The organism is Luteimicrobium album, assembly GCF_030161555.1.
GTDB classification, from domain to species: Bacteria; Actinomycetota; Actinomycetes; order Actinomycetales; family Cellulomonadaceae; genus Luteimicrobium; species Luteimicrobium album.
This window is the reverse complement of the sequence record NZ_BSUK01000001.1, coordinates 2707724-2726877: the sequence shown is the minus strand read 5'-3', so window position 1 is coordinate 2726877 and position 19154 is coordinate 2707724. Positions and strand designations below refer to the sequence as shown.

At 71.1% G+C, this 19154-nt stretch carries 18 protein-coding genes and 3 pseudogenes; 6 read left to right on the top strand and 15 right to left on the bottom strand.

Translation table 11 applies throughout. The features are described 5' to 3' along the window. Positions 1-142: 142 nt before the first annotated feature. From QQK45_RS14020 to ahcY, 9 genes and pseudogenes are all read right to left on the bottom strand, one after another. Positions 143-709: an endonuclease domain-containing protein gene (locus QQK45_RS14020; RefSeq protein ID WP_284293808.1), complete on the bottom strand. Its 567-nt coding sequence runs from the start codon at positions 707-709 to the stop codon at positions 143-145. Next, positions 706-1098 carry a hypothetical protein gene (locus QQK45_RS14015; RefSeq protein ID WP_284293806.1) on the bottom strand — a complete coding sequence of 131 codons (393 nt, stop codon included), beginning with the start codon at positions 1096-1098 and terminating at the stop codon, positions 706-708. The genes QQK45_RS14020 and QQK45_RS14015 overlap by 4 nt, the downstream gene beginning before the upstream one ends. 353 nt (positions 1099-1451) lie before the next feature. Beyond that, positions 1452-2119, bottom strand: a pseudogene (locus QQK45_RS14010) (response regulator). Beyond that, entirely contained in the window at positions 2120-2278 is a 159-nt protein-coding gene (locus QQK45_RS14005) for a hypothetical protein (RefSeq protein WP_284293805.1), read from the bottom strand. Beyond that, positions 2275-3429 carry a sensor histidine kinase gene (locus QQK45_RS14000; RefSeq protein ID WP_284293803.1) on the bottom strand — a complete coding sequence of 385 codons (1155 nt, stop codon included), beginning with the start codon at positions 3427-3429 and terminating at the stop codon, positions 2275-2277. The genes QQK45_RS14005 and QQK45_RS14000 overlap by 4 nt, the downstream gene beginning before the upstream one ends. After that, positions 3426-3590, bottom strand: coding sequence for a hypothetical protein (locus QQK45_RS13995; RefSeq protein ID WP_284293801.1), 165 nt, complete (start codon positions 3588-3590; stop codon positions 3426-3428). Before QQK45_RS13995 ends, QQK45_RS14000 begins: the two co-directional genes overlap by 4 nt. Before the next feature lie 136 nt (positions 3591-3726). Next, positions 3727-4539: a hypothetical protein gene (locus QQK45_RS13990; protein WP_284293799.1), complete on the bottom strand. Its 813-nt coding sequence runs from the start codon at positions 4537-4539 to the stop codon at positions 3727-3729. Beyond that, a complete protein-coding gene (locus QQK45_RS13985) occupies positions 4536-4946 on the bottom strand; it encodes a hypothetical protein (protein ID WP_284293797.1) in 411 nt (136 codons plus the stop codon). The genes QQK45_RS13990 and QQK45_RS13985 overlap by 4 nt, the downstream gene beginning before the upstream one ends. 254 nt (positions 4947-5200) lie before the next feature. Continuing rightward, on the bottom strand, positions 5201-6766 hold the full coding sequence (gene ahcY, locus QQK45_RS13980) for an adenosylhomocysteinase (protein WP_284293795.1): 1566 nt from the start codon (positions 6764-6766) through the stop codon (positions 5201-5203). A gap of 446 nt (positions 6767-7212) precedes the next feature. On the opposite strand from ahcY, the pseudogene QQK45_RS13975 reads away from it, so the two are divergent. Further along, positions 7213-8022 (top strand): annotated as a pseudogene (locus tag QQK45_RS13975) (quaternary amine ABC transporter ATP-binding protein); the annotation flags it as partial. Here the strand turns inward: QQK45_RS13975 and QQK45_RS13970 are convergent. After that, the gene (locus QQK45_RS13970) at positions 8016-8222 is read right to left on the bottom strand and encodes a hypothetical protein (protein WP_284293792.1); all 207 of its coding nucleotides are present in this window, start codon (positions 8220-8222) and stop codon (positions 8016-8018) included. The pseudogene QQK45_RS13975 and the gene QQK45_RS13970 overlap by 7 nt on opposite strands. Between QQK45_RS13970 and QQK45_RS13965 the strand changes: the two genes are divergently transcribed. The 3 genes from QQK45_RS13965 to QQK45_RS13955 all read left to right on the top strand — a co-directional run bounded on the left by QQK45_RS13965 (position 8217) and on the right by QQK45_RS13955 (position 10351). Continuing rightward, positions 8217-8372 carry a hypothetical protein gene (locus QQK45_RS13965; protein ID WP_284293789.1) on the top strand — a complete coding sequence of 52 codons (156 nt, stop codon included), beginning with the start codon at positions 8217-8219 and terminating at the stop codon, positions 8370-8372. The two genes, QQK45_RS13970 and QQK45_RS13965, sit on opposite strands and share 6 nt — an antisense overlap. After that, positions 8369-9283, top strand: coding sequence for an ABC transporter permease (locus QQK45_RS13960; protein WP_284293787.1), 915 nt, complete (start codon positions 8369-8371; stop codon positions 9281-9283). The genes QQK45_RS13965 and QQK45_RS13960 overlap by 4 nt, the downstream gene beginning before the upstream one ends. 117 nt (positions 9284-9400) lie before the next feature. After that, positions 9401-10351 carry a glycine betaine ABC transporter substrate-binding protein gene (locus tag QQK45_RS13955; RefSeq protein WP_284293785.1) on the top strand — a complete coding sequence of 317 codons (951 nt, stop codon included), beginning with the start codon at positions 9401-9403 and terminating at the stop codon, positions 10349-10351. 427 nt (positions 10352-10778) lie between these two features. On the opposite strand, the gene QQK45_RS13950 is transcribed toward QQK45_RS13955, so the two are convergent. Further along, entirely contained in the window at positions 10779-11714 is a 936-nt protein-coding gene (locus QQK45_RS13950) for a sunset domain-containing protein (protein ID WP_284293783.1), read from the bottom strand. A gap of 214 nt (positions 11715-11928) precedes the next feature. After that, positions 11929-13269, bottom strand: a complete 1341-nt coding sequence (locus tag QQK45_RS13945) for a DUF8696 domain-containing protein (protein WP_284293782.1) — start codon at positions 13267-13269, stop codon at positions 11929-11931. A gap of 282 nt (positions 13270-13551) precedes the next feature. On the opposite strand from QQK45_RS13945, the gene QQK45_RS13940 reads away from it, so the two are divergent. Further along, the gene (locus QQK45_RS13940; RefSeq protein ID WP_284293781.1) at positions 13552-15528 is read left to right on the top strand and encodes an Ig-like domain repeat protein; all 1977 of its coding nucleotides are present in this window, start codon (positions 13552-13554) and stop codon (positions 15526-15528) included. A gap of 117 nt (positions 15529-15645) precedes the next feature. On the opposite strand, the pseudogene gdhA reads toward QQK45_RS13940, so the two are convergent. From gdhA to QQK45_RS13925, 3 genes and pseudogenes are all read right to left on the bottom strand, one after another. Beyond that, positions 15646-16770, bottom strand: a pseudogene (gdhA, locus tag QQK45_RS13935) (NADP-specific glutamate dehydrogenase). 156 nt (positions 16771-16926) lie between these two features. After that, on the bottom strand, positions 16927-17571 hold the full coding sequence (locus QQK45_RS13930) for a hypothetical protein (protein WP_284293780.1): 645 nt from the start codon (positions 17569-17571) through the stop codon (positions 16927-16929). A 72-nt stretch (positions 17572-17643) separates the two neighbouring features. Next, on the bottom strand, positions 17644-17985 hold the full coding sequence (locus tag QQK45_RS13925) for a hypothetical protein (protein WP_284293779.1): 342 nt from the start codon (positions 17983-17985) through the stop codon (positions 17644-17646). A 280-nt stretch (positions 17986-18265) separates the two neighbouring features. Between QQK45_RS13925 and QQK45_RS13920 the strand changes: the two genes are divergently transcribed. Beyond that, the gene (locus tag QQK45_RS13920) at positions 18266-19126 is read left to right on the top strand and encodes a sulfite exporter TauE/SafE family protein (protein WP_284293777.1); all 861 of its coding nucleotides are present in this window, start codon (positions 18266-18268) and stop codon (positions 19124-19126) included. The last annotated feature ends 28 nt before the right edge of the window (positions 19127-19154 follow it).

Genomic DNA, 19154 nt, shown 5'->3' with positions numbered 1-19154 from the left:
CGGCGCCCCGCGCCTGGTCGTAGCGGCACCAGCCACCACAGCTCCGCTGCGGAGCCGCCGACGCCCGGGCCGGCGACGACCTGCCGAGCAATATGCCCGACTCGTACCACGGATGGGCGCGCCATCGTGGTGGCTGGTGCGGCTACGCGTACGGACGGATGACCTCGAAGTCGGGACGCCGGCCGACGAACACGGCGCGCACCGCGCGCACGACGCAGTCCGGGTCGTCCATCACGTCCCCGTAGGTGAAACGCAGCACGACGAGCCCACCCGCGTGCAGGGCCCGGTCCCGGTAGCGGTCGTTCCGAAACGCCCACCGGCTGGAGTGGAACTCGTACCCGTCCAGCTCGACGACAACACGGCCGTCCACGAGCAGGTCGACCCGACCGACGCCTCGGAACTTCGCCTGTGTCCGGACGGAGTACCCGGCGTCGAGCAGGGCAAGCCGCGCGAGCGTCTCGATGATCGACTCACCGCCCGCGTCACCGAGGGCGAGCGTCGACCAGACGCGCGAGGGCGCGTTGGCCGGGATGTGCCGACGCACGCCCTCGACGGTCGCGAGCTTCTTGAACAGCGCGCTGTCGAGCGCGACGACCGCGTCGTCGCGTGGGAGGCACCGCAGCGCCCGCGCGAGCGCGCGCTCGACGGACCGCACCCGCCCGTCCATCACGGCGAGCCCGAGCTCCTCGTCCGAGCGGTGCAGCCTCACCCGGCGCAGCTCGCGTCCAGGCCGTCTGGCGTCGTTGCGGCCACGCGGAACGAGCAGGTGGGTGCGGGTCGGGGGTCGAGCACGGTGACGTCCTGCAGCCGCAGCGCGCTGACGCAGTCGACGTGCGCGTCGAAACGCGCGGCGACGACGAGGTCCGGCTGCGCGGCCGGCAGTGCGTACGTCCCGTGTCCCACCTTCAAGGCGAGACCGCGCCGGACGAGGTGGCTCAACACGGCACGGTCGTGGGGTCGGCGCACGAGCTCGGCGTAGCGTGCGCCGCCACCGGCGGCGACGAGGCGGCGATAGACGGTCGACACGCGGAGCTCTTCGTCGGTGGGCGCTGGGCGTGGCATGGACCAGTGGTCCCACAGCACGCGGGTCGACGTCATCCCTCACCAACGAAGATGTGGACAACCGATGCAGCCGCCTCGCTGTGGGTGGCACCGAACCGTTGTGCGACCTGACGACCTCGCCGCCGTGCGACACCGCTCCGGTCGGCCCGCGCACGCCTCCGGCATCGCGCCCCGCACGCGGGCGCCTCACGTGGCGCGGCGCCGCGTCGTCGGCTCGGGGGGTGCGCGCCCGGGCGTAGCGGCACCAACCACCGCAACCGGGGACGCTCATGCTCGTTGGTAGCGTCCAGAGGTGCCGAAACGGCACGGATGTCCGAAGCTCATCGCACGGCCTGCAGCCGCTGCGGTGGCTGGTGCGGCTACCGCGCGACCACGCGCGGCGCGGGACGCTACTGCCCGCGCAGGTAGCGCAGCACCGCGAGCACGCGGCGGTGGTCGGCGGCGGCCTGCGGCAGGTCGAGCTTGTCGAAGATCGACGTCACGTTCTTCTCGACCGCCCCGTACGACAGGAACAACGCCTCGGCGATCGCACCGTTCGAACGCCCCTGCGCCATGAGCTCGAGCACCTCGCGCTCGCGGGGGTGAGCCGCCCGAGCCCGTCGTCGCCGCGGGACGCGCCCATGAGCTGAGTGACGACCTCGGGGTCGAGGACGGTCTGCCCGCCGGCGATCCGCTCCAGCGCAGCGAGGAACTCGCCCACGTCGGCGACGCGGTCCTTGAGCAGGTAGCCGAGGCCCCGCGCGTCGTCGGCGAGGAGCCGGGACGCGAACTGCGTCTCGACGTACTGCGAGAACACGAGCACGCCCTGTCCGGGGTGGGCGGCGCGCAGCTCGATGGCCGCCCGCAGCCCTTCGTCGGTGAAGGTGGGGGGCATGCGGATGTCGACGACGACGACGTCGGGGGCGCCCGCTCCCCCGTCCGCGACGAGCGCGGCGTAGGCGGCGCGCAGGGTGTCGGCCTCCGGGACGGCCCCGACGACCTCGTGGCCCCGCCGCTGCAGCAGGGCGACGAGGCCGTCGCGGAGGATCGCGGAGTCTTCCGCGATGAGGATGCGCACTTACTTCTCCCCGGGGACGACGGTGGGCAGGAGGACGTCGACGCGGGTCCCGGCGCCGGCGGGGCTGACGACGTCGAGCGTGCCGTCGACGGCGCGGACGCGCTCCACGAGGCCGGCGAGCCCGCTCCCCTCGCCCGGCCGCGGGTCGGTGAGGTTCACGGCGGCACCGCCGACGCCGTCGTCGCGGACCCGGATCCGGACGTACCGGCTCGGCTCCGCGGATCCGGGGGCCGGGGCCGCGCGGCGGCGGCGGGCTCGACGAGCACCCACACCGTCGACGCGTGGGCGTGCTTGGCGGCGTTGGTGACGAGCTCGGCGACGGCGTAGTAGGCGAGCGCCTCGATCGCCGGGGCGAGGGCGTCCCGCTCGGACAGGGCCGGGTCGACGTCGACGACGGTCCGCACGGGCGAGCGCGCGGCGAGCGTGCCGAGGGCGGCGGCGAGCCCGTTGTCGAGCACGGGCGGGTGGATGCCGCGCGCGATCTCGCGGAGCTCGGTGAGGGCTTCCTTGGTGGAGTCGTGGGCGAGGGTGACGAGCCCGAGGGCGTCGGTCACGGTCGGATCGTCGCTCTCCGCGCCCGACGACGCCCCCGCGAGCTGCTCCTTCGCCTCGCCGAGCTGCATGGCGACGGCGACGAGCCGGGCCTGGGTGCCGTCGTGGAGGTCGCGCTCGATGCGGCGGAGGCGGGCGTCGGCGTCCTCGACGGTGCGGCCGCGGGACCGCTCCAGGTCGGCGACGCGGAGGCTGGCCTGGGTGGGGCCGAGCAGGTTGACGATGAGGAGCCGGGTGAGGTGGACGAACCCGCGCTGGACCTGCGGCCACAGGAAGAACATGACGAGGCTGACTCCCGCGAGCGCCCACATCCGGCCGTGGGTGTCGACGAACCAGTTGTCGCCGAACGATGCGCCACGGTGCCAGCTGCCGTCAGGCGCCTGCTGCATCGGGAGCCAGCGGTACCAGATGCCGTACGTGAGCCCGCCGAGCCCGTATGCGAGGAACACGAGCGAGAACACGGCCCCGACGAGGTTCGTCACGAACGACAGGAACAGGAACGCGAGCGCACGCCAGCCGGCGGTGTCGCCGAGCATGCGGCCCATGCCGCCCCAGAACCCGCGTCCGCGGCGGAACGGCAGCGGTGCGGGCACGTCCACGCCGAGCAACGCGCGGCCCTCGGCCCGGTACAGCGAGCCCCACATGCGCGCGCCGACGACGAGCGACCCGCCGACGTACAACCCGACGACGGTCACGCCGAATCCGACGCCGGCGCCGATGGTGAAGAAGAAGTACGCGAGCCCGACGGAGCTCGTCACGAGGGTGCACACCAGGAAGAGGAGCTCGCTCCAGGTGCGGCGCCGGAAGGGGCGCTGAAGAACCCGACGGGCTCGGGCCGCGCGCGGGTGGGCGGGGAGGCCTCGGGGCGGGGCGGCTGCGGGGCGGGCGCCTGGGGGCTGGGTGCGGTCGTCGTGCTCATGCCTCCATCCTGTCGGCCCGGAGCTCACCGGCCCACCGGGCCGACCGCCAGGTCACACGGGGGACGTCCCCCGTGTTTCTTCGCATCCGCTGAGTGCGTAACTTTTGTGCGACACGCCGGGTGTGTCGCACAAGAGTTACGCACTCAGCGTGGTGGGGGTGCCGTCCTCCTTGGCCGCGAGCGCCGCCCGGCGGCCGGGTGCTGCGAGCACCTGGACCGCCACGACGAGCACGACGACGACGAGCGCGATCCAGAACGCTACCGCGCCCGTCGGGTAGTGCCAGAACACGAGGACCAGCCCGCCGAGCGCGATCAGCACCACCGTGAGCACGAGCGCGTACCGCGCGATCCAGACCTCCCAGGGCCGCGGCTCGCGCGTCGTGTCCCCGGCGCGCCCGCCCGATGCGCGTCCGACCAGCCACATGAACCCGTCCCGCACGGCCTGGGCGGCACCGCTGGGACCGACGAGGAAGGTCGCGAGCGCCACGATCAGCGCACACACGAGCACGAACCGGAGCGTGGTGCGCAGGGGTTGGACGACGGCGTCGAACACCGCGGCGGCGGCGTGCGTGGGCAGGACGTGCGCCGGAACGGCCCCGAGGTAGACGGCCCGGCCGATGGTCACGCCGAGGCCGAGGGCGATCATCGCGACGGCCAGCGCCGACGCGACGATGACGACAGCCCGACGGCGACTCCCCCGTGGCGCCACCCCGACGGCGGCCGCAGCGACGAGCAGCGCGATCCAGGGCAGCCAGGTCGCGGCGTGGTCGAACCAGCGGGTCCAACGCTGGGCCTTCGCGATGTCGGAGGACTGGAAGACGGTGATGGTCGTGGAGACCTGCGGGATGTTGCTCGCGAACGTCAGGCCGCGCGAGACGAGCTGCTGCTTCACGGCGTCGACGACGGGTCCGAGGTTGACGACGACGGCGCCGTCCGCCGTCGCCGTCACGGCGCGGCCACTCCCCCGGTGAGGACAGCGACGACGTTGGCGTGCGCGGCACGGTTGGCCTGGACCCACAGGTTCGCGAAGTTGTCGGACCGCACGAACCGGGTGACCTGGTCCCCGATGAACCCGTTCGCCTGGCCCGCGAGGACCGGGGCGAGGCCCACGATCGCGTCGGGCACGCGAGGCGCGTTGTCCGTGATGGCCGTCAGCGCGTTCCGGGTGAGGGTCTCGAGGTCGAGCTGCTGCACGATCGCGTCGGTGACCTTGGTCGCGACGGCGTTCTGCACGTCCGGGTCGTCCGCGAGCGGAGCGACCGTCGCGACGTACCGGTCGGTGTCGAGGAGCTGGCTGCGCACGTAGCGCGCGCCGACGGCCGAGATCGCGAGGAGCGCAGCCAGCACCACGAGCACACCCGTGGCCGTCCAGCGCAGCCACCCCTCGGCCGGCCTGCGTGCCCCGCGACCTGGCCGCCGTCGGGCGCGCCCGGGCTCTGCCCGCCCGACGGCGCAGCCACCGCCCGGAGGCGCGTCACCTCCGCGCGGAGGGACTCCAGCTCGGTGCGCTCGCCGTCGGTGAGCGGCGTGTTCTCGGTCACGCGACCAGCGAACCAGACGGCGGGCGCGGTGCGCCTCATCCGCGCGGGATGAAGCGCACCGTGTCGCGGTCAGTAGCGGTAGTGGTCCGCCTTGTAGGGGCCCTCGACCGGGATGCCCAGGTAGTCGGCCTGGTCCTTGCTGAGCTCGCTCAGCCGGACCCCGAGCGCGTCGAGGTGGAGGCGGGCCACCTTCTCGTCGAGGATCTTGGGCAGGCGGTACACCTGGCGCTCGTACTGCCGGACCGTAGGGTCGCCGCTGCCGTCGGCGCGCGAACCGTCGGTGCCATCGGTGAAGAGCTCGATCTGGCCGATGACCTGGTTGGAGAACGAGTTGCTCATGACGAACGACGGGTGGCCCGTCGCGTTGCCGAGGTTGAGCAGGCGCCCCTCCGACAGCACGATGATCGACCGGCCGGCCGCCTGCCCGTCCGGGCCGGCCTCGGTGAACGTCCACTCGTGGACCTGCGGCTTGATCTCCGTGCGCACGACGCCCGGGACCTGCGCGAGGCCCGCCATGTCGATCTCGTTGTCGAAGTGGCCGATGTTCCCGACGACGGCCTTGTCCTTCATCGCGACCAGGTGCTCGGTGCGGATGACGTCCTTGTTGCCGGTCGTGGTGATGAAGAAGTCGGCCTCGCCGACCACGTCCTCGAGCCGCGCGACCTGGTAGCCGTCCATCGCGGCCTGGAGCGCGCAGATCGGGTCGATCTCGGAGACGATGACGCGCGCGCCCTGGCCCCGGAACGCCTCGGCCGCGCCCTTGCCGACGTCGCCGTAGCCCGCGACGAACGCGACCTTGCCGCCGATGAGGATGTCGGTGGCGCGGTTGATGCCGTCGGGCAGGGAGTGGCGGATGCCGTAGCGGTTGTCGAACTTCGACTTCGTGACGGAGTCGTTGACGTTGATCGCCGGGAACAGGAGCTGGCCCTGCTCGGCGAGCTGGTACAGGCGGTGGACGCCGGTGGTGGTCTCTTCGGTGACGCCGAGGAGGCTCTCCGCGATGGTGGTCCAGCGCAGCGGGTCGGCCTCGAGCGCGCGGCGCAGCACGGCGCGGACGACGTTCGCCTCCTCCGAGTGGTCGGGCTCGCCGGGGCGCGTGTCTGCCGGGACGGCGCCGGCGCGCTCGTACGCGACGCCCTCGTGGACGAGCAGGGTCGCGTCGCCGCCGTCGTCGAGGATCATGTTCGGGCCCTGCACGCCCCCGTCCTCCGACGGCCAGACGAGGATCTGCTCGGTGCAGTCCCAGTACTCCGGGAGGGACTCGCCCTTCCACGCGAACACGGGCACACCCTGCGGGTCCTCCGGGGTGCCGTGCGGCCCGACGACGATCGCAGCCGCGGCCTCGTCCTGCGTGGAGAAGATGTTGCAGCTCGCCCAGCGCACCTGGGCGCCGAGCGCGGTGAGGGTCTCGATGAGGACGGCGGTCTGGACCGTCATGTGCAGCGAGCCGGCGATGCGGGCGCCCGCGAGCGGCTGGGTGGGGCCGAACTCCTCGCGAAGCGCCATCAGGCCGGGCATCTCGTGCTCGGCGAGGCGGATCTGGTGGCGACCGGCCTCCGCGAGCGCCAGGCTGCGGACCTTGTAGCGGCCGGGGACCTCGTCGAAGTGGCCAGCGGACGAAGCGTTCTCGGGCATACGTGCTCCTTGGACTCGTGCGCTGGGGGCTCCCGTCCGCGCGGGGTGGACGCCGCCGGGGTGGGCGGCGGATCACGTCCAGGGTAGTCGGGAACGCCGACGGCGAGGGCGTAGCAATCGAACGCGCGGGCGCGCGCCCGCGCGCGGTACCGATTGTTGACCGATATCGCAACGTCACAACGGCATAACAACCCGAGATCGGCTCTCATCCGCACCATTCTGCGGATCGTGCCCGCCCGATCCGAGGCGATCCAGTGTTGATTGCCCCCGGCGAGTTCGAGATTTGCCCAGCATTTTGGCAAGGTGGCACGTCGGCATGGCGCCGGGTCCACCGGGACCCCGGCCCTCGCCCTGCGGGTCTCGCCGCGCCTCGGCGCGCGACCCGTGGGTCGCTGGGGGTCGTGCACAGCGCCGCCGCACAGAACGTGACGGAGGTGGAGGTTCGCATGAGTGCGACCACAGCCCGGACCACCGGGAACGATGCTCCCGCGGTCCGGGTCGAGAACGTCTACAAGGTCTTCGGGCGCCGCGCCCAGAAGGCGGTCCGGAGGCTCCAGGAGGGCGCGACCCGCGACGAGGTCAAGGACCTCGGCACCGCCGCGGTGATCGACGTCAGCTTCGACGTGGCTCCCGGCGAGATCTTCGTCGTCATGGGCCTGTCGGGCTCGGGCAAGTCGACCCTGATCCGGATGATCAACGGGCTCTGGACGCCGACGAGCGGCCACGTCCGGCTGGGCGACGACGACCTCACGGCCGTCGCGGGCTCACGTCTTCGCGAGCTGCGCCGCACCCGGGTGTCGATGGTGTTCCAGCACTTCGCGCTGCTCCCCCACCGGACCGTCCTCGAGAACGCGGCCTACCCGCTCGAGATCCAGGGCGTCGACAAGGCGGAGCGTCGCGAGCGTGCCGCCCGGGCGCTCGACCTCGTCGGCCTCGAGGGCTGGCACGACTCGCTGCCGTCGCAGCTCTCGGGCGGCATGCGCCAGCGCGTCGGCCTGGCCCGCGCGCTCGCCGCCGACACCGACGTCCTGCTCATGGACGAGGCGTTCTCGGCGCTGGACCCGCTGATCCGCCGCGAGATGCAGGAGCAGCTCATCGAGCTGCAGCGCACGCTCGGCAAGACGATCGTCTTCATCACGCACGACCTCAACGAGGCCATGCACCTGGGCGACCGCATCGCCGTGATGCGCGACGGCCGCGTCGTCCAGATCGGCACGCCGGAGCAGATCCTGTCCGAGCCGGCCGACGACTACGTCGCCCAGTTCGTGAACGACGTCGACCGCACCCGCGTCCTGACCGCCGCGTCGGTCATGACCCCGACGAGCGAGCCGGACCCCGCCGCCCCGGGCACCGCCGCGACCCCCACGCCCGACGGCGTCCCCGTCGTCGCGGACGACACCCCCTCGCGGAGCTGTTCGCCCCCGCCGCGGAGAGCGACGTCCCGCTCACGGTGCACGACGACGCAGGACACGTCGTCGGGCACATCGACCGCGAGGCACTGCTCGAGGCGATGGTCCCCGAGCAGGGCACCACGCCCGACCCGGCGGCCGTCGAGGACGGCACGCCCGTCGAAGCGGTCGCCGCGACGGAAGGAGCAGCCCGATGATCGCCGCAGCACTCTCCGCCACCACGGCGGCCGTGAACGACGAGACGGGCACGGTCGTGCCCCGCATCGACCTCGGCGAGTGGGTCGACAGCTTCGTCGACTGGCTGACCACGAGCTTCACGGGCTTCTTCGACGGGATCAAGAACGTCCTCGAGGGCGCCTACGACGGCGTCCACTGGATCTTCGAGACGCCGCCGTTCTGGGCGGTCGCGCTCGTGCTCGCGCTGCTGGCCACGTGGGCCAAGTCGTGGCGGCTGGGCGTGACCGTGCTGGTGGGCCTCGTCGTCGTCGCGGGCGTCGACCAGTGGGACCACGCGATGGAGACCCTCTCCCTGGTCCTCGTGTCCGCGGTGATCGCGCTCGTCATCGCGATACCGCTCGGGATCTGGGCGGCCCGCAACGACCACGTGTCGCGCGTCGTCCGGCCGGTCCTGGACTTCCTCCAGACCATGCCGGCGTTCGTCTACCTGATCCCGACGGTCGTCATCTTCCTCACCGGCACCGTCCCGGGGATCGTCGCGACCGTCCTCTTCGCGCTCGCGCCGGGGGTCCGGTTCACCGAGCTGGGCATCCGGCAGGTGGACTCCGAGGTCGTCGAGGCGGGCCGCGCGTTCGGCGCGACCGACCGCCGCACCCTGCGCCAGATCCAGGTCCCGCTCGCGCTCCCCACGATCATGGCCGGCGTCAACCAGGTCATCATGCTGTCGCTCTCGATGGCGGTCGTCGCCGGCATGGTCGGCGCCGGCGGCCTCGGCGGGGACGTCGTGTCCGCGCTGCAGCAGATCGACGTGGGGCTCGGCTTCGAGGCCGGCCTGTCCGTCGTGATCCTCGCGATCCTCCTCGACCGCGTCACCTCGGGCCTCGCCTCCCGCGCCCCGGTCTCCCGGGCGCTGGCGAAGGTCCGCGCCTGACCCGGGCTGCGCCGTCGGGCATCCGTGCCCGACGGCGCACGCCCTCTCCCCGTCCGGCCGAACGGCCGGTCCCCCGACCCAGGTGGGCGTCAGCCTGCCGAAGGAAGGAAATCCCTGATGTTCACCGCACGCCGCACCCGCTACGCCGCGGCCACCGTCGCCGTCTCCGCGCTCGCGCTCAGCGTCGCCGCCTGCTCGTCCGACGACGACGCGTCCGGCTCCGACAAGTCCGGCTCGGCCGGCGACAAGACCATCTCGATCGCGCTCCCGCCCGCCGGGTGGGACGAGGGCACCGCCGCCTCGTACGTGATCAAGAAGGTCCTCACCGACCAGGGCTACACGGTCAAGACGCAGTCCGCCGACCTCGGCATCATCTTCACGGGCCTCGCGGGCGGCAGCTACGACATCTACGCCGACACCTGGCTCCCCGTGACGCACGCCGCCTACATGAAGAAGTACGGCGACAAGCTCGAGGACCTCGGCACCTGGTACGACGGCGCCAAGCTCACGATCGCCGTGAACGAGGACTCGCCGGCCCAGTCGATCGAGGACCTCAAGAAGTACGCCAAGGACTACGACAACAAGCTCGTCGGGATCGAGGCCGGCGCGGGCGAGACCGGCGTCGTGAAGAACGACATGCTCCCCGGCTACGGGCTCGACGACCTGAACTTCCAGACGTCGTCGACATCCGCGATGCTCGCGTCCCTCAAGAGCGTGGAGCAGAGCGGCAAGAACGTCGCCGTCACGCTGTGGCGTCCCCACTGGGCGTACACCCAGTTCAAGATCCGCGACCTCGAGGACCCGAAGGGCCTCATGGGCGACGCCGAGCAGATCCACGCCTACGCGCACAAGGGCTTCGCCGCCGCGCACCCCGACATCGCGGCGTGGATGAAGAACTTCAAGCTCACCGACACCCAGATCGGCGAGATCGAGAACCTCATGCGCAACGACGACCGGTTCAAGAACGACCCGGAGGGCGCCGTGAACGAGTGGCTCGAGAAGAACCCCGAGTTCATCAAGAGCCTCACCGGCGACGCCGCGGGCGCCACGGAGACGTCCGGCTCCTGAGCCTTCTCCCTGCCCGACGGCGCAAGGCCGGCACCCGAGCGGGTGCCGGCCTTGCGTCGTGCTCGCCGACGGTGATGTGCGGCCGCGCGAGACCGCGTCGTCGAGGGGCCGATTTCCGCGCGTCGGAGCCGGCCTGACGAACGGATCTCTGCCTCTCGTCGAGAAGTGTTCGCCGCAGCTGTTCCCCGACCGGCGCGGTCCTCCGGGTCGAGAACTGCCAGAACGGTGGTGGCCGCTCCGCGACGGTCGCGTGCCCCGACGACGACGCCGAGTCGCAGAAGTACGTCGCCATCGCCGGCGGGTCCAGGGCAGCGCGGTCGACGCCCAGTCGCACACTGAGGGTGTGGGCGCTGTGCGTCCCGACCGACACCATCCCGATGCAGCAGGTCGACCTGGACAACCGACGACGCTGCCGTCGTCGCTCGGTTCAGCCGTTCTTGGAGGCGCGGTAGCCCGCTGCCTCGGCTGCACCCCGCGTCGTGAAGCAGATCTCAGGCTTGGTGCGGCTGTACCAGCGCCCGCCCGGCACGTGGTAGATGCCGCTGTCCGCGTTGCCCTTGATGGGCGCCCAGCTCGGGCAGTTCCACTCGCTGATCGGTGCCGTGTGGTTGGGGCGCTTGCCCTTCTTGATGACGAGCTTCTGGGTGAGCGACCTGGACTTCGTCTTCGACCAGACCTTCGTGGTCGTCGTCTGCTTGGCCTGGTAGCTCTTCTTGAGGTCGTCGCCCGCGTTCAGGGTGGCGCTGAACGGCTTCCCCACCTGCGGGACGACGCGTGTCGTGAGCTCGTCCAGGTTGTCGCCGAAGCCGTAGTACGTGCCATCACCCATGTCGAGGAACATCATCGACTCCTTGCGGGCACCGTCGAAGCGGGACGACGTGCACGTCGCAACGAGGTCGCCGTAGCCACCGTCGAGATCGACCTTGCTCGCCGTGCAGGTCACCGTGACGTCGGTCCCGAAAGCGACGCCGACCTTCTTCTTCGTGACGGTCTTCGTCGTCGTCTTGACCTTGTAGGTCTTGTAGGTGGCCTTCGTCGTCACCTTGTACGTCCCGGCCGCGAGCTTCACGGACTTCTTGTTCTTGGCGACCGTCTTCTTGCCGTGCTTCACGGTGAGCGTCTTCGACTTCACCGAAACCTTGCCCGACGCCATCACGCGCGGCTTGATCGTCGTCTTGCCCGCGTAGGGCGCGGTCTTCGTCGCGATCTTCTTGATCGTGACCTTCGTCGGCGTCGTCTTCGCAGCCGAGACGGCGACCGTGCGGACGGGCGCAGCCTGCGCCGTCGTCGCGACGACGGCCGAGCCCGAGACCAGCAGCCCGCCCACGAGGGCGGTGGCGAACAGGGAACGGAGCGAGCGCATGAAGACTCCTGGGGCGGTCGGCACAGCGAGGGCCGACGACGGGGCGGACGGCTGATCGTAACGTTCCGAGCGTCATGCCCACAGCCACGACTCAGGCCGAACCGGGCACGGGCGACCGACCTCACCCGCGAATTCACCCGGTCCGATCAGCAACGAGACGAGGCGAGGCCGGCGCCCGTCGACGGACGCCGGCCTCGTGAACGAGCGACTCTGGTCAGCCCTGCGTGAAGTACTGCGTCACCGGCTTGGCCCCCGACGAGTCGGTGATCTTCCAGATGCCCTTCGCCGCGTCCGCCTTGGAGACCGTCGGCGAGGCGACGAGCGTGAACTGGTAGAAGCCGTCGTACTGGAGCGCCTTGGGCGTCACCGTCGCCGGGTACGCGACGCCTTCGACGACGAGCCAGGCCGCGAGGTCCAAGGTCTCGTCCGCGTGGGGGTCGAGCGCGAGGCCGAGGAAGCGCGAGGTCACCTTCGCGCTCGTGTCGTCCCCGACGACGGTCGTCGCGCCACCGACGGCGTCCGTGTCGAGGCCGACCGCCCAGCTCGTGAGGAAGCCGCCGTTGTCGGGGCCGTAGGGGTCCGTCGGGGACGACCCGACGGTGATGTACGAGTCGTCGCTCGCGACCTTGCCGGCCTTGTTCGACACGACCACGCGCAGGTCGTCGTACGACGTCGTCTTCGCCGTGAACGAGAAGCTCGAGCCGGTCGCGCCCTTGATGGAGCGGTACACGACGTCGTCGCCGTCATCGGTGAGGTCGGCGTACTGCCACTGATAGGTGAGGCCGATCCCGCTGGCCTGGACACGGAGCTTGACGGTGGCGCCGCTCGCGACGTCGAGCTCCTCGACCGGCTGCTTGGTGATCTTCGGCTTCGTGATCACGGTCAGCTTGGCCGATGCCGACGTCACGTGCCCCGCCTTGTTGCGGACCGACACCTTGTAGCGGTAACCGTTCTTGGCGGCGCTGGTGGTGAACGCGTACGTCGCCTTGGTCGCGCCGGACACCTTCGCGTACGACTTGCCGGGTGCGGCGCCGTACCACTGGTAGCCGAGCGCGTTGCCGGTCGCCCGGACCGAGAACGTGGCCTTCTTCCCCGAGACGACGGTCGCCGCGTGCGGCTGGCGAGTGACGTGGGGCTTGAGGGCGACGGTGAGCTTGGCGCTCTTCGAGGTCACGGAACCGTGAGCGTTCCTCACGACGACGCGGTACCGGTGCCCGTCGACCGACGCCTTCGCCTTCACCGTGTACGACGTGTGGGTCGCCTTCGCGATCTTCTTCCACGTCTTCCCGTTAGTGCTCACGTACCAGCGGTAGGTGAGGCCGACGCCCGACGTCTTGACCCGGAAGGTCGCCTTGTGGCCGGTCACGACGACCACCGACTTCGGCGACGACGTGACGTGAGGCCTGGCGGTGGTACTGGCCGCGAGCGTGACCGACGACGCGGCGTGCGGCGCGGCGAGAGCGGTCGCTCCGGGGGCCGTGACGCCCGCAGCGACGACCGCGGCGAACGCGGCGGCTGCGGCGGCGCGCCGGCCGCCCACGAAGAGCTGACGCATGGATCCTCCAGGGGACGAGCGTGAGTAGAAGTCGGACCGTCCTGGACGTTCGTGGAGGACCCGCCAGTAGGCCGGCCGTGAACGTAGCACCCGGAGCGACACATCCCGCCGCTGCCTGCGCGATTTCACCCGGTGGCCCGTCGCTCACGTGGACGGCGGGCCGCCGGATTCGACATTCCGACCAGGTACTCTCGTGCCGCCGAGCAGACGCATCGGCACTTCATGGGAATCTCTGGGGGGACCATGCGCCGACGGCGTGCCATCTCGCTTGCCTCGACACTCGTGGCGAGCGCCCTGACCGTCTCGTTGGCGGTCCCTGCGGTGGCGGCGTCGCCGTCGCCGCAGCCGACGTCACCGTCGAGGACGCTCGCGTCGCCGTCGGCGGGCGGCGACCAGGACGACACGCTCCCCTACGCCCCGCGCTCGACGCCGCCCGCGGACCTGTCGCCGCTGCTCCGTTCCGAGTCCTTGGGCACGCTGTCCGCGGCGACGGCGTCGTCGACGGTGCACCAGCTCGACGTCGTGATCGCGACGCCGAGCGGCCAGAAGAGCACGGTCACGGACACCGACGTCCGCTCGCTCGTGACCGACGTGTCGACCTACTGGTCCGGTCAGACCAACGGGCGCGCGAGCTTCGCCGTGAAGACGATCAAGCGGGTGACCGCGGCCGCGGTCTGCACCCCGACCGGCAACCCCGTCCCGGTCATCACCAAGCTGTGGACGCAGGGCTCGAAGGCGGTGTCGGGCAAGGACTGGTGGGCCGGCGGCTACCCGACGTCCGGCCCCGTGGCGCGTGAGCACCTCGTCGTCCTCTACCCGTTCGCGGCGGGCGACACGACCGGCGAGGACACCTGCAACTCGATGCTGGGTCTCGGCACGACGCCGACCAAGGCGTCCGTCGGCAACAACGGTCTGACGTTCGCGCTCTTCGGCGCGTCCGACGCGTCGTCCGACCACGCGAACGCGCCTCAGTTCTACACGTCACGCCAGTCCCTCGCTCACGAACTGGGCCACAACTTCGGTCTGCAGCACGCGAGCGCCTGGTGGTGCGTGAGCGGTGCGAGCGACGGCGCGTTCTCCTCGCCGTCGTGCCTCATGTCGAGCTACATGGACCCGTACGACGTCATGGGCGCCGGCTACGGCAACAAGGGCATCCCGGCCCTTTCGGGTCCGCAGAAGGTGCGGCTCGGCCTGCTGTCGTCGGCGCAGCGTCGCACCGTGACCGACACGTCGAGCCTCGCGCTGACGCCCGTCCCGGCGACCGAGAAGGGCGCGCCGACCGGCCTCCAGGCCGCGCAGGTCAAGGACCCGTCGACCGGCGAGACGTACACGGTCGAGTACCGGCCGTCGCTGCCCGGCGTGACGTTCCCGGTGGTCCCCGACTGGCCGGGGTATCCGTTCGGCCCGTACGACATGGGCGGCACGGGCCAGTACACGATCGACGACGGCGTCCGGATCCTGCGGCTGTCGACGACGCAGGGTTCGGACGTCTGGGGCGACTGGAGCAAGAACGAGCAGTCGCTCGTCCCGATCGGCGCCGCCTCGAACCGCACGTCGTTCCTCCCCGCCGGCAAGACGTTCACGACCCGCAGCGGCAAGGTCTCGATCCGGGTGGCCGCGCAGGGCACGACCGCGTCCGTGTCGTTCGTCGTCCACCGCAAGGCCCGCTTGTCGGTCACCCGGTCCGCGACGACCCAGCGCTACCGGCAGACGGCGGTCAAGGTGACCGCGCGCACCGCCACGACGAACGGCGTGCGCCCCACGGGCACGGTGACCTTCAAGGACGGTTCGAAGACGCTGAAGACGGTGCGGACGTCGTCGGCCGGGGTGGCCGCCTACACGCTGCCGAAGACCCTCTCCGTGAAGACGCACTCCGTCACGGCTACGTTCACGCCCGACGCCGCCACGAAGGCCCGCAGCATCGAGGCCATCGCGGTGGGCGCCAAGGTGAAGGTGACCAAAGCGTCGTCGGCAGCGAGCGTGAAGCTGGCGCACACGACCATCAAGAAGGGCGCGAAGCCCAAGGTCACGGTCAAGGTCTCCGTCAAGGGCATCCCGAAGCCCACGGGGACGATCAAGGTCTACGAGAACGGCCACAAGGTCAAGACCGTGAAGCTGACGTCGTCGAAGAAGGGCAAGGTCACGGTCACGCTGCCGAAGACGACGAAGCGCGGCACCGTGAAGATCGTCGCGAAGTACTCGGGCTCCTCGACCGTTACCGCCAAGACGACGAAGTCGGTGAAGCTCAAGGTCCGCTGAGATCACCCATCAGTCGGGTCAGGTGGGTGTCGAGCGCCCGCTCGACGCACCCACTGCAATGTCACCGTTCGGCGACATGGCTGCAGTGTCGTCGAACGGCGACATTGCGCCGAGCGGTCAGATGACCCCGAGCGCCAGCATCGCGTCGGCGACGCGCGTGAACCCGGCGACATTGGCGCCGAGCACGTAGTCGCCGGGGCTGCCGTACTCGTCGGCGGTCTCGAGGCACCGGTCGTGGATGCCGCGCATGATCTCCTCGAGGCGCTGCTCGGCGTGCTCGAAGCTCCACGAGTCGCGGGACGCGTTCTGCTGCATCTCGAGCGCGCTCGTCGCGACGCCGCCCGCGTTCGCAGCCTTGCCGGGCGCGAAGGTGACCTTGGCGTCGGTGAGCACCTGGACGGCGTCGGGCGTGCAGGGCATGTTGGCGCCCTCGGCGACGACGGCGCACCCGTTCGCCACGAGGGCGCGCGCCTCGCGCTCGCCGATCTCGTTCTGGGTGGCGCAGGGCAGCGCGACGTCGCACGGACCCGCCGGCGACGTAGCGGGCTCCGGGCCGCGCGTCGGCGTACTCGGAGATCCGGGCGCGCCGGGTCTCCTTGACGTCCTTGAGGAGCTCGAGGTCGATGCCGGCCTCGTCGACGACGTAGCCGCCCGAGTCGGAGCACGCGACGACGGTCCCGCCGAGCTGGTGCACCTTCTCGATCGCGTACGTGGCGACGTTCCCGGAGCCCGAGACCACGACCTTGCGGCCGTCGAGCGACTCGCCGCGCGAGCGCAGCAGCTCGTCGACGAAGAAGACGACCCGGTAGCCGGTGGCCTCGGCGCGCACCAGCGAGCCGCCCCACGTCAGGCCCTTGCCGGTGAGCGCCCGACTCGTAGCGGTTGGTGATGCGCTTTACTGGCCGAACAGGAACCCGATCTCGCGGCCGCCGACGCCGATGTCGCCCGCCGGGACGTCCGTGTACTCGCCGATGTGGCGGTACAGCTCCGTCATGAACGACTGGCAGAAGCGCATGATCTCGCCGTCGGACCGGCCCTTGGGGTCGAAGTCCGAGCCGCCCTTGCCACCGCCGATCGGCAGGCCGGTGAGGAGTTCTTGAAGATCTGCTCGACGTACTGCGGGTTGCGGTCGAGCACGGGCCCCAGGCTGGAGAGCACCTCGTGCGCCGCCTGGTGGAACTCCGTCTCGCCCGGGTTGCGCCTGACCAGCTCGTCGTAGACCGGGCCGAGCCTGTCGTCGATCACCGTAACGTCGTCACTCCTCCTCGCGGCCCCGTGGTCGCATCGATGCCTCGGCCACCATAACGGCGGCACACCGAAGGGCGCCGTGACGCCTCGCACCATCAGGCGGCTGTGTGTGAGGTCACGGCGCCCCGGGCGCCACGAGGAGATGCTGCGTTACTTGACGGCGACCGTGTCCTTGCCCGCCGACGCGGCGTAGCTCGGGGTCCCGGCGAACCGGACGCTCCACGTGCCGGCCACCGACTGGGTGCGCTTCACCGAGTACGTGCCCGACGACGACGTCGTGACGGTCGCGACCTTCGACGCACCCTTCGCGCCGGCCGGGTCGAACCAGACGGTGAGCGTCATGTGGGGGTACGACGTGTAGCGCAGGGTCCCGCGGACGGCCGTCGCGTGCGTCAGCCTGCCCGCGACGGTCACCTTCGCACCCTTCTTCACGGGCTCGGGCGACGCGTCGGCGGAGACGCGGGTCTTCTTCTTCACGACGGTGACGCTGTCGCCCGCCGACCGGACGGCCGCGTAGTACGTCGAGCCGGCGTACTCGGCGCTCCACACCCCGGTGGTCTTCGCGGTGACCTTCTTCGTGAACCGGCCCGAGGCGTCGGTCGTGGCCGTGCCGACCTTCGTGTGCGGGGCCGCGCCGGCAGGGTCGAAGTACACGTCGACCTTGCGTCCGCTGTAGCCGGCGTACTTCCCCGTCGACTGGCCGTAGCGCGTGAGCTTCCCGTTGACCGTGAGGGTCTCGCCGACGGCCGCCGGCTCGGGCGCCGCGTCGAGCGTCAGCGCGGTCGGGAGCTTCACGCGGAAGACGTTGTCGAGGTAGGCGGACGGGTCCTCGGCCTTCGCGTCGGCGAAGACGGCCGCCTCGACGTCTCACAGCCCGGTGCGCACGGAGTCGGGCAACGTGAACGTGGTGGTGAGCGTCGTGGGTACGGACGTGGGCGTGAGCTCGTCGATCCCGAGCTCGTCGGGCCCGGTCGCTTCGTGAGGACCGACGATCACGTCCGCTTCTTCGTCGCCGACGAGCGCCCGGTTGAGCTTCGCCGTGACCTTGACCGACACGGTGTGGTGCGGCTTGAGCGTCACGCTGGTCGCGGACACTGAGAGCACCTTCACGGGCGCGGGTGTCGACGTCGCGGCGACGGCGGGCGCGAGGGCGCCCGCGACGACGAGCCCGGCAGCCGCAGAGCTCGCGGCGATGATTCGTCTGAGCATGGGTTCCCCGTTCGCCGTCCCGCTGTTCCTCAGCGGGTCCGTGGCGCGGGACAGTGGGGGACGCTATGCGATCCGGGGTGACGCCCGGTGGACGTCAGGGAAACGGCGACCGAACGGCCCGACCCGGTCCACGTGCTCGCGTCGGGCGCGTTGCGTTGTCTCACAGATTGGCATCCGTGTCCACGATGCGGCAACACCCGCCCTATCATCGCCGAATGCCTTCCGGCAGCACGGCCAGCGACACGACCGGCCGCCCCTCGACCACCCGTCCGACACGGCCATGAGCGTCGACCCGGCCCTCGTCCTCGGGGGTCTCGTCGTCGGCTTCGTGGTCGGCCTCACCGGAATGGGCGGCGGGGCTCTGATGACGCCGATGCTCATCTTCGTGTTCAAGGTCGACCCGCTCATGGCCGTCTCGAGCGACGTCGTCGCGAGCCTGTTCATGAAGCCCGCGGGCGCCGTCGTGCACCTGCGCCGCCGCACCGTGAACCTTCGCCTCGTGGGCTGGCTGTGCCTCGGCTCCGTGCCGGCCGCGTTCTCCGGCGTGCTGCTGCTGCGCGTCCTGCCCCTCGGAGACGGGTTCGACGACGCAGTGAAGGTCGTCCTCGGCGTCGCCCTCCTCCTGGCGTCCGCGGGCCTGGTGGTCCGCGCCGTGCTCCAGATGACCCGCCGCAGCACGCCGTTCGGCGAGGGACCAGCCGAGCCGTCCTCCCCCGACGTCGTCGTCCGCCCCGTGCCGACCGTCGCGCTCGGCGCGGTCGCAGGGCTCCTGGTCGGTATGACGTCGGTGGGCGCCGGGTCGATCGTCATCGTGATCCTGCTGCTCATGTACCCCGCGCTCCAGGCGTCACAGGTCGTCGGGACCGACCTCGTGCAAGCGGTCCCCCTCGTCGCCGCGGCGTCGCTCGGACACCTGCTCTACGGCGACTTCTCCTCGGCCTCACGACGTCGCTGCTCATCGGCGCGATCCCCGGCGCCTGGCTCGGCGCGCACGTCTCCAGCCGCGCGCCCGGCGGGATCATCCGGCGGGCGCTGGCGATCCTGCTCCTCGCCTCCGGGCTCCGGCTCGTCGGGCTGCCGATCGGGTGGGTCGCAAGCGCGGCCGTGGTCGCACTCATCCTGGGGAACGTGGTGTGGATAGTGGTGAAGCGGCGGCTCGTCGCTCTGAC

Coding starts and splice junctions, on each gene's coding strand:
- QQK45_RS14015 (WP_284293806.1), bottom strand. CDS start 1,098: ATGACGTCGACCCGCGTGCTGTGGGACCACTGGTCCATGCCACGCCCA.
- QQK45_RS13995 (WP_284293801.1), bottom strand. CDS start 3,590: ATGAGCACGACGACCGCACCCAGCCCCCAGGCGCCCGCCCCGCAGCCG.
- ahcY (WP_284293795.1), bottom strand. CDS start 6,766: ATGCCCGAGAACGCTTCGTCCGCTGGCCACTTCGACGAGGTCCCCGGC.
- QQK45_RS13960 (WP_284293787.1), top strand. CDS start 8,369: ATGATCGCCGCAGCACTCTCCGCCACCACGGCGGCCGTGAACGACGAG.
- QQK45_RS13955 (WP_284293785.1), top strand. CDS start 9,401: ATGTTCACCGCACGCCGCACCCGCTACGCCGCGGCCACCGTCGCCGTC.
- QQK45_RS13950 (WP_284293783.1), bottom strand. CDS start 11,714: ATGCGCTCGCTCCGTTCCCTGTTCGCCACCGCCCTCGTGGGCGGGCTG.
- QQK45_RS13945 (WP_284293782.1), bottom strand. CDS start 13,269: ATGCGTCAGCTCTTCGTGGGCGGCCGGCGCGCCGCCGCAGCCGCCGCG.
- QQK45_RS13925 (WP_284293779.1), bottom strand. CDS start 17,985: ATGCTCAGACGAATCATCGCCGCGAGCTCTGCGGCTGCCGGGCTCGTC.
- QQK45_RS13920 (WP_284293777.1), top strand. CDS start 18,266: ATGAGCGTCGACCCGGCCCTCGTCCTCGGGGGTCTCGTCGTCGGCTTC.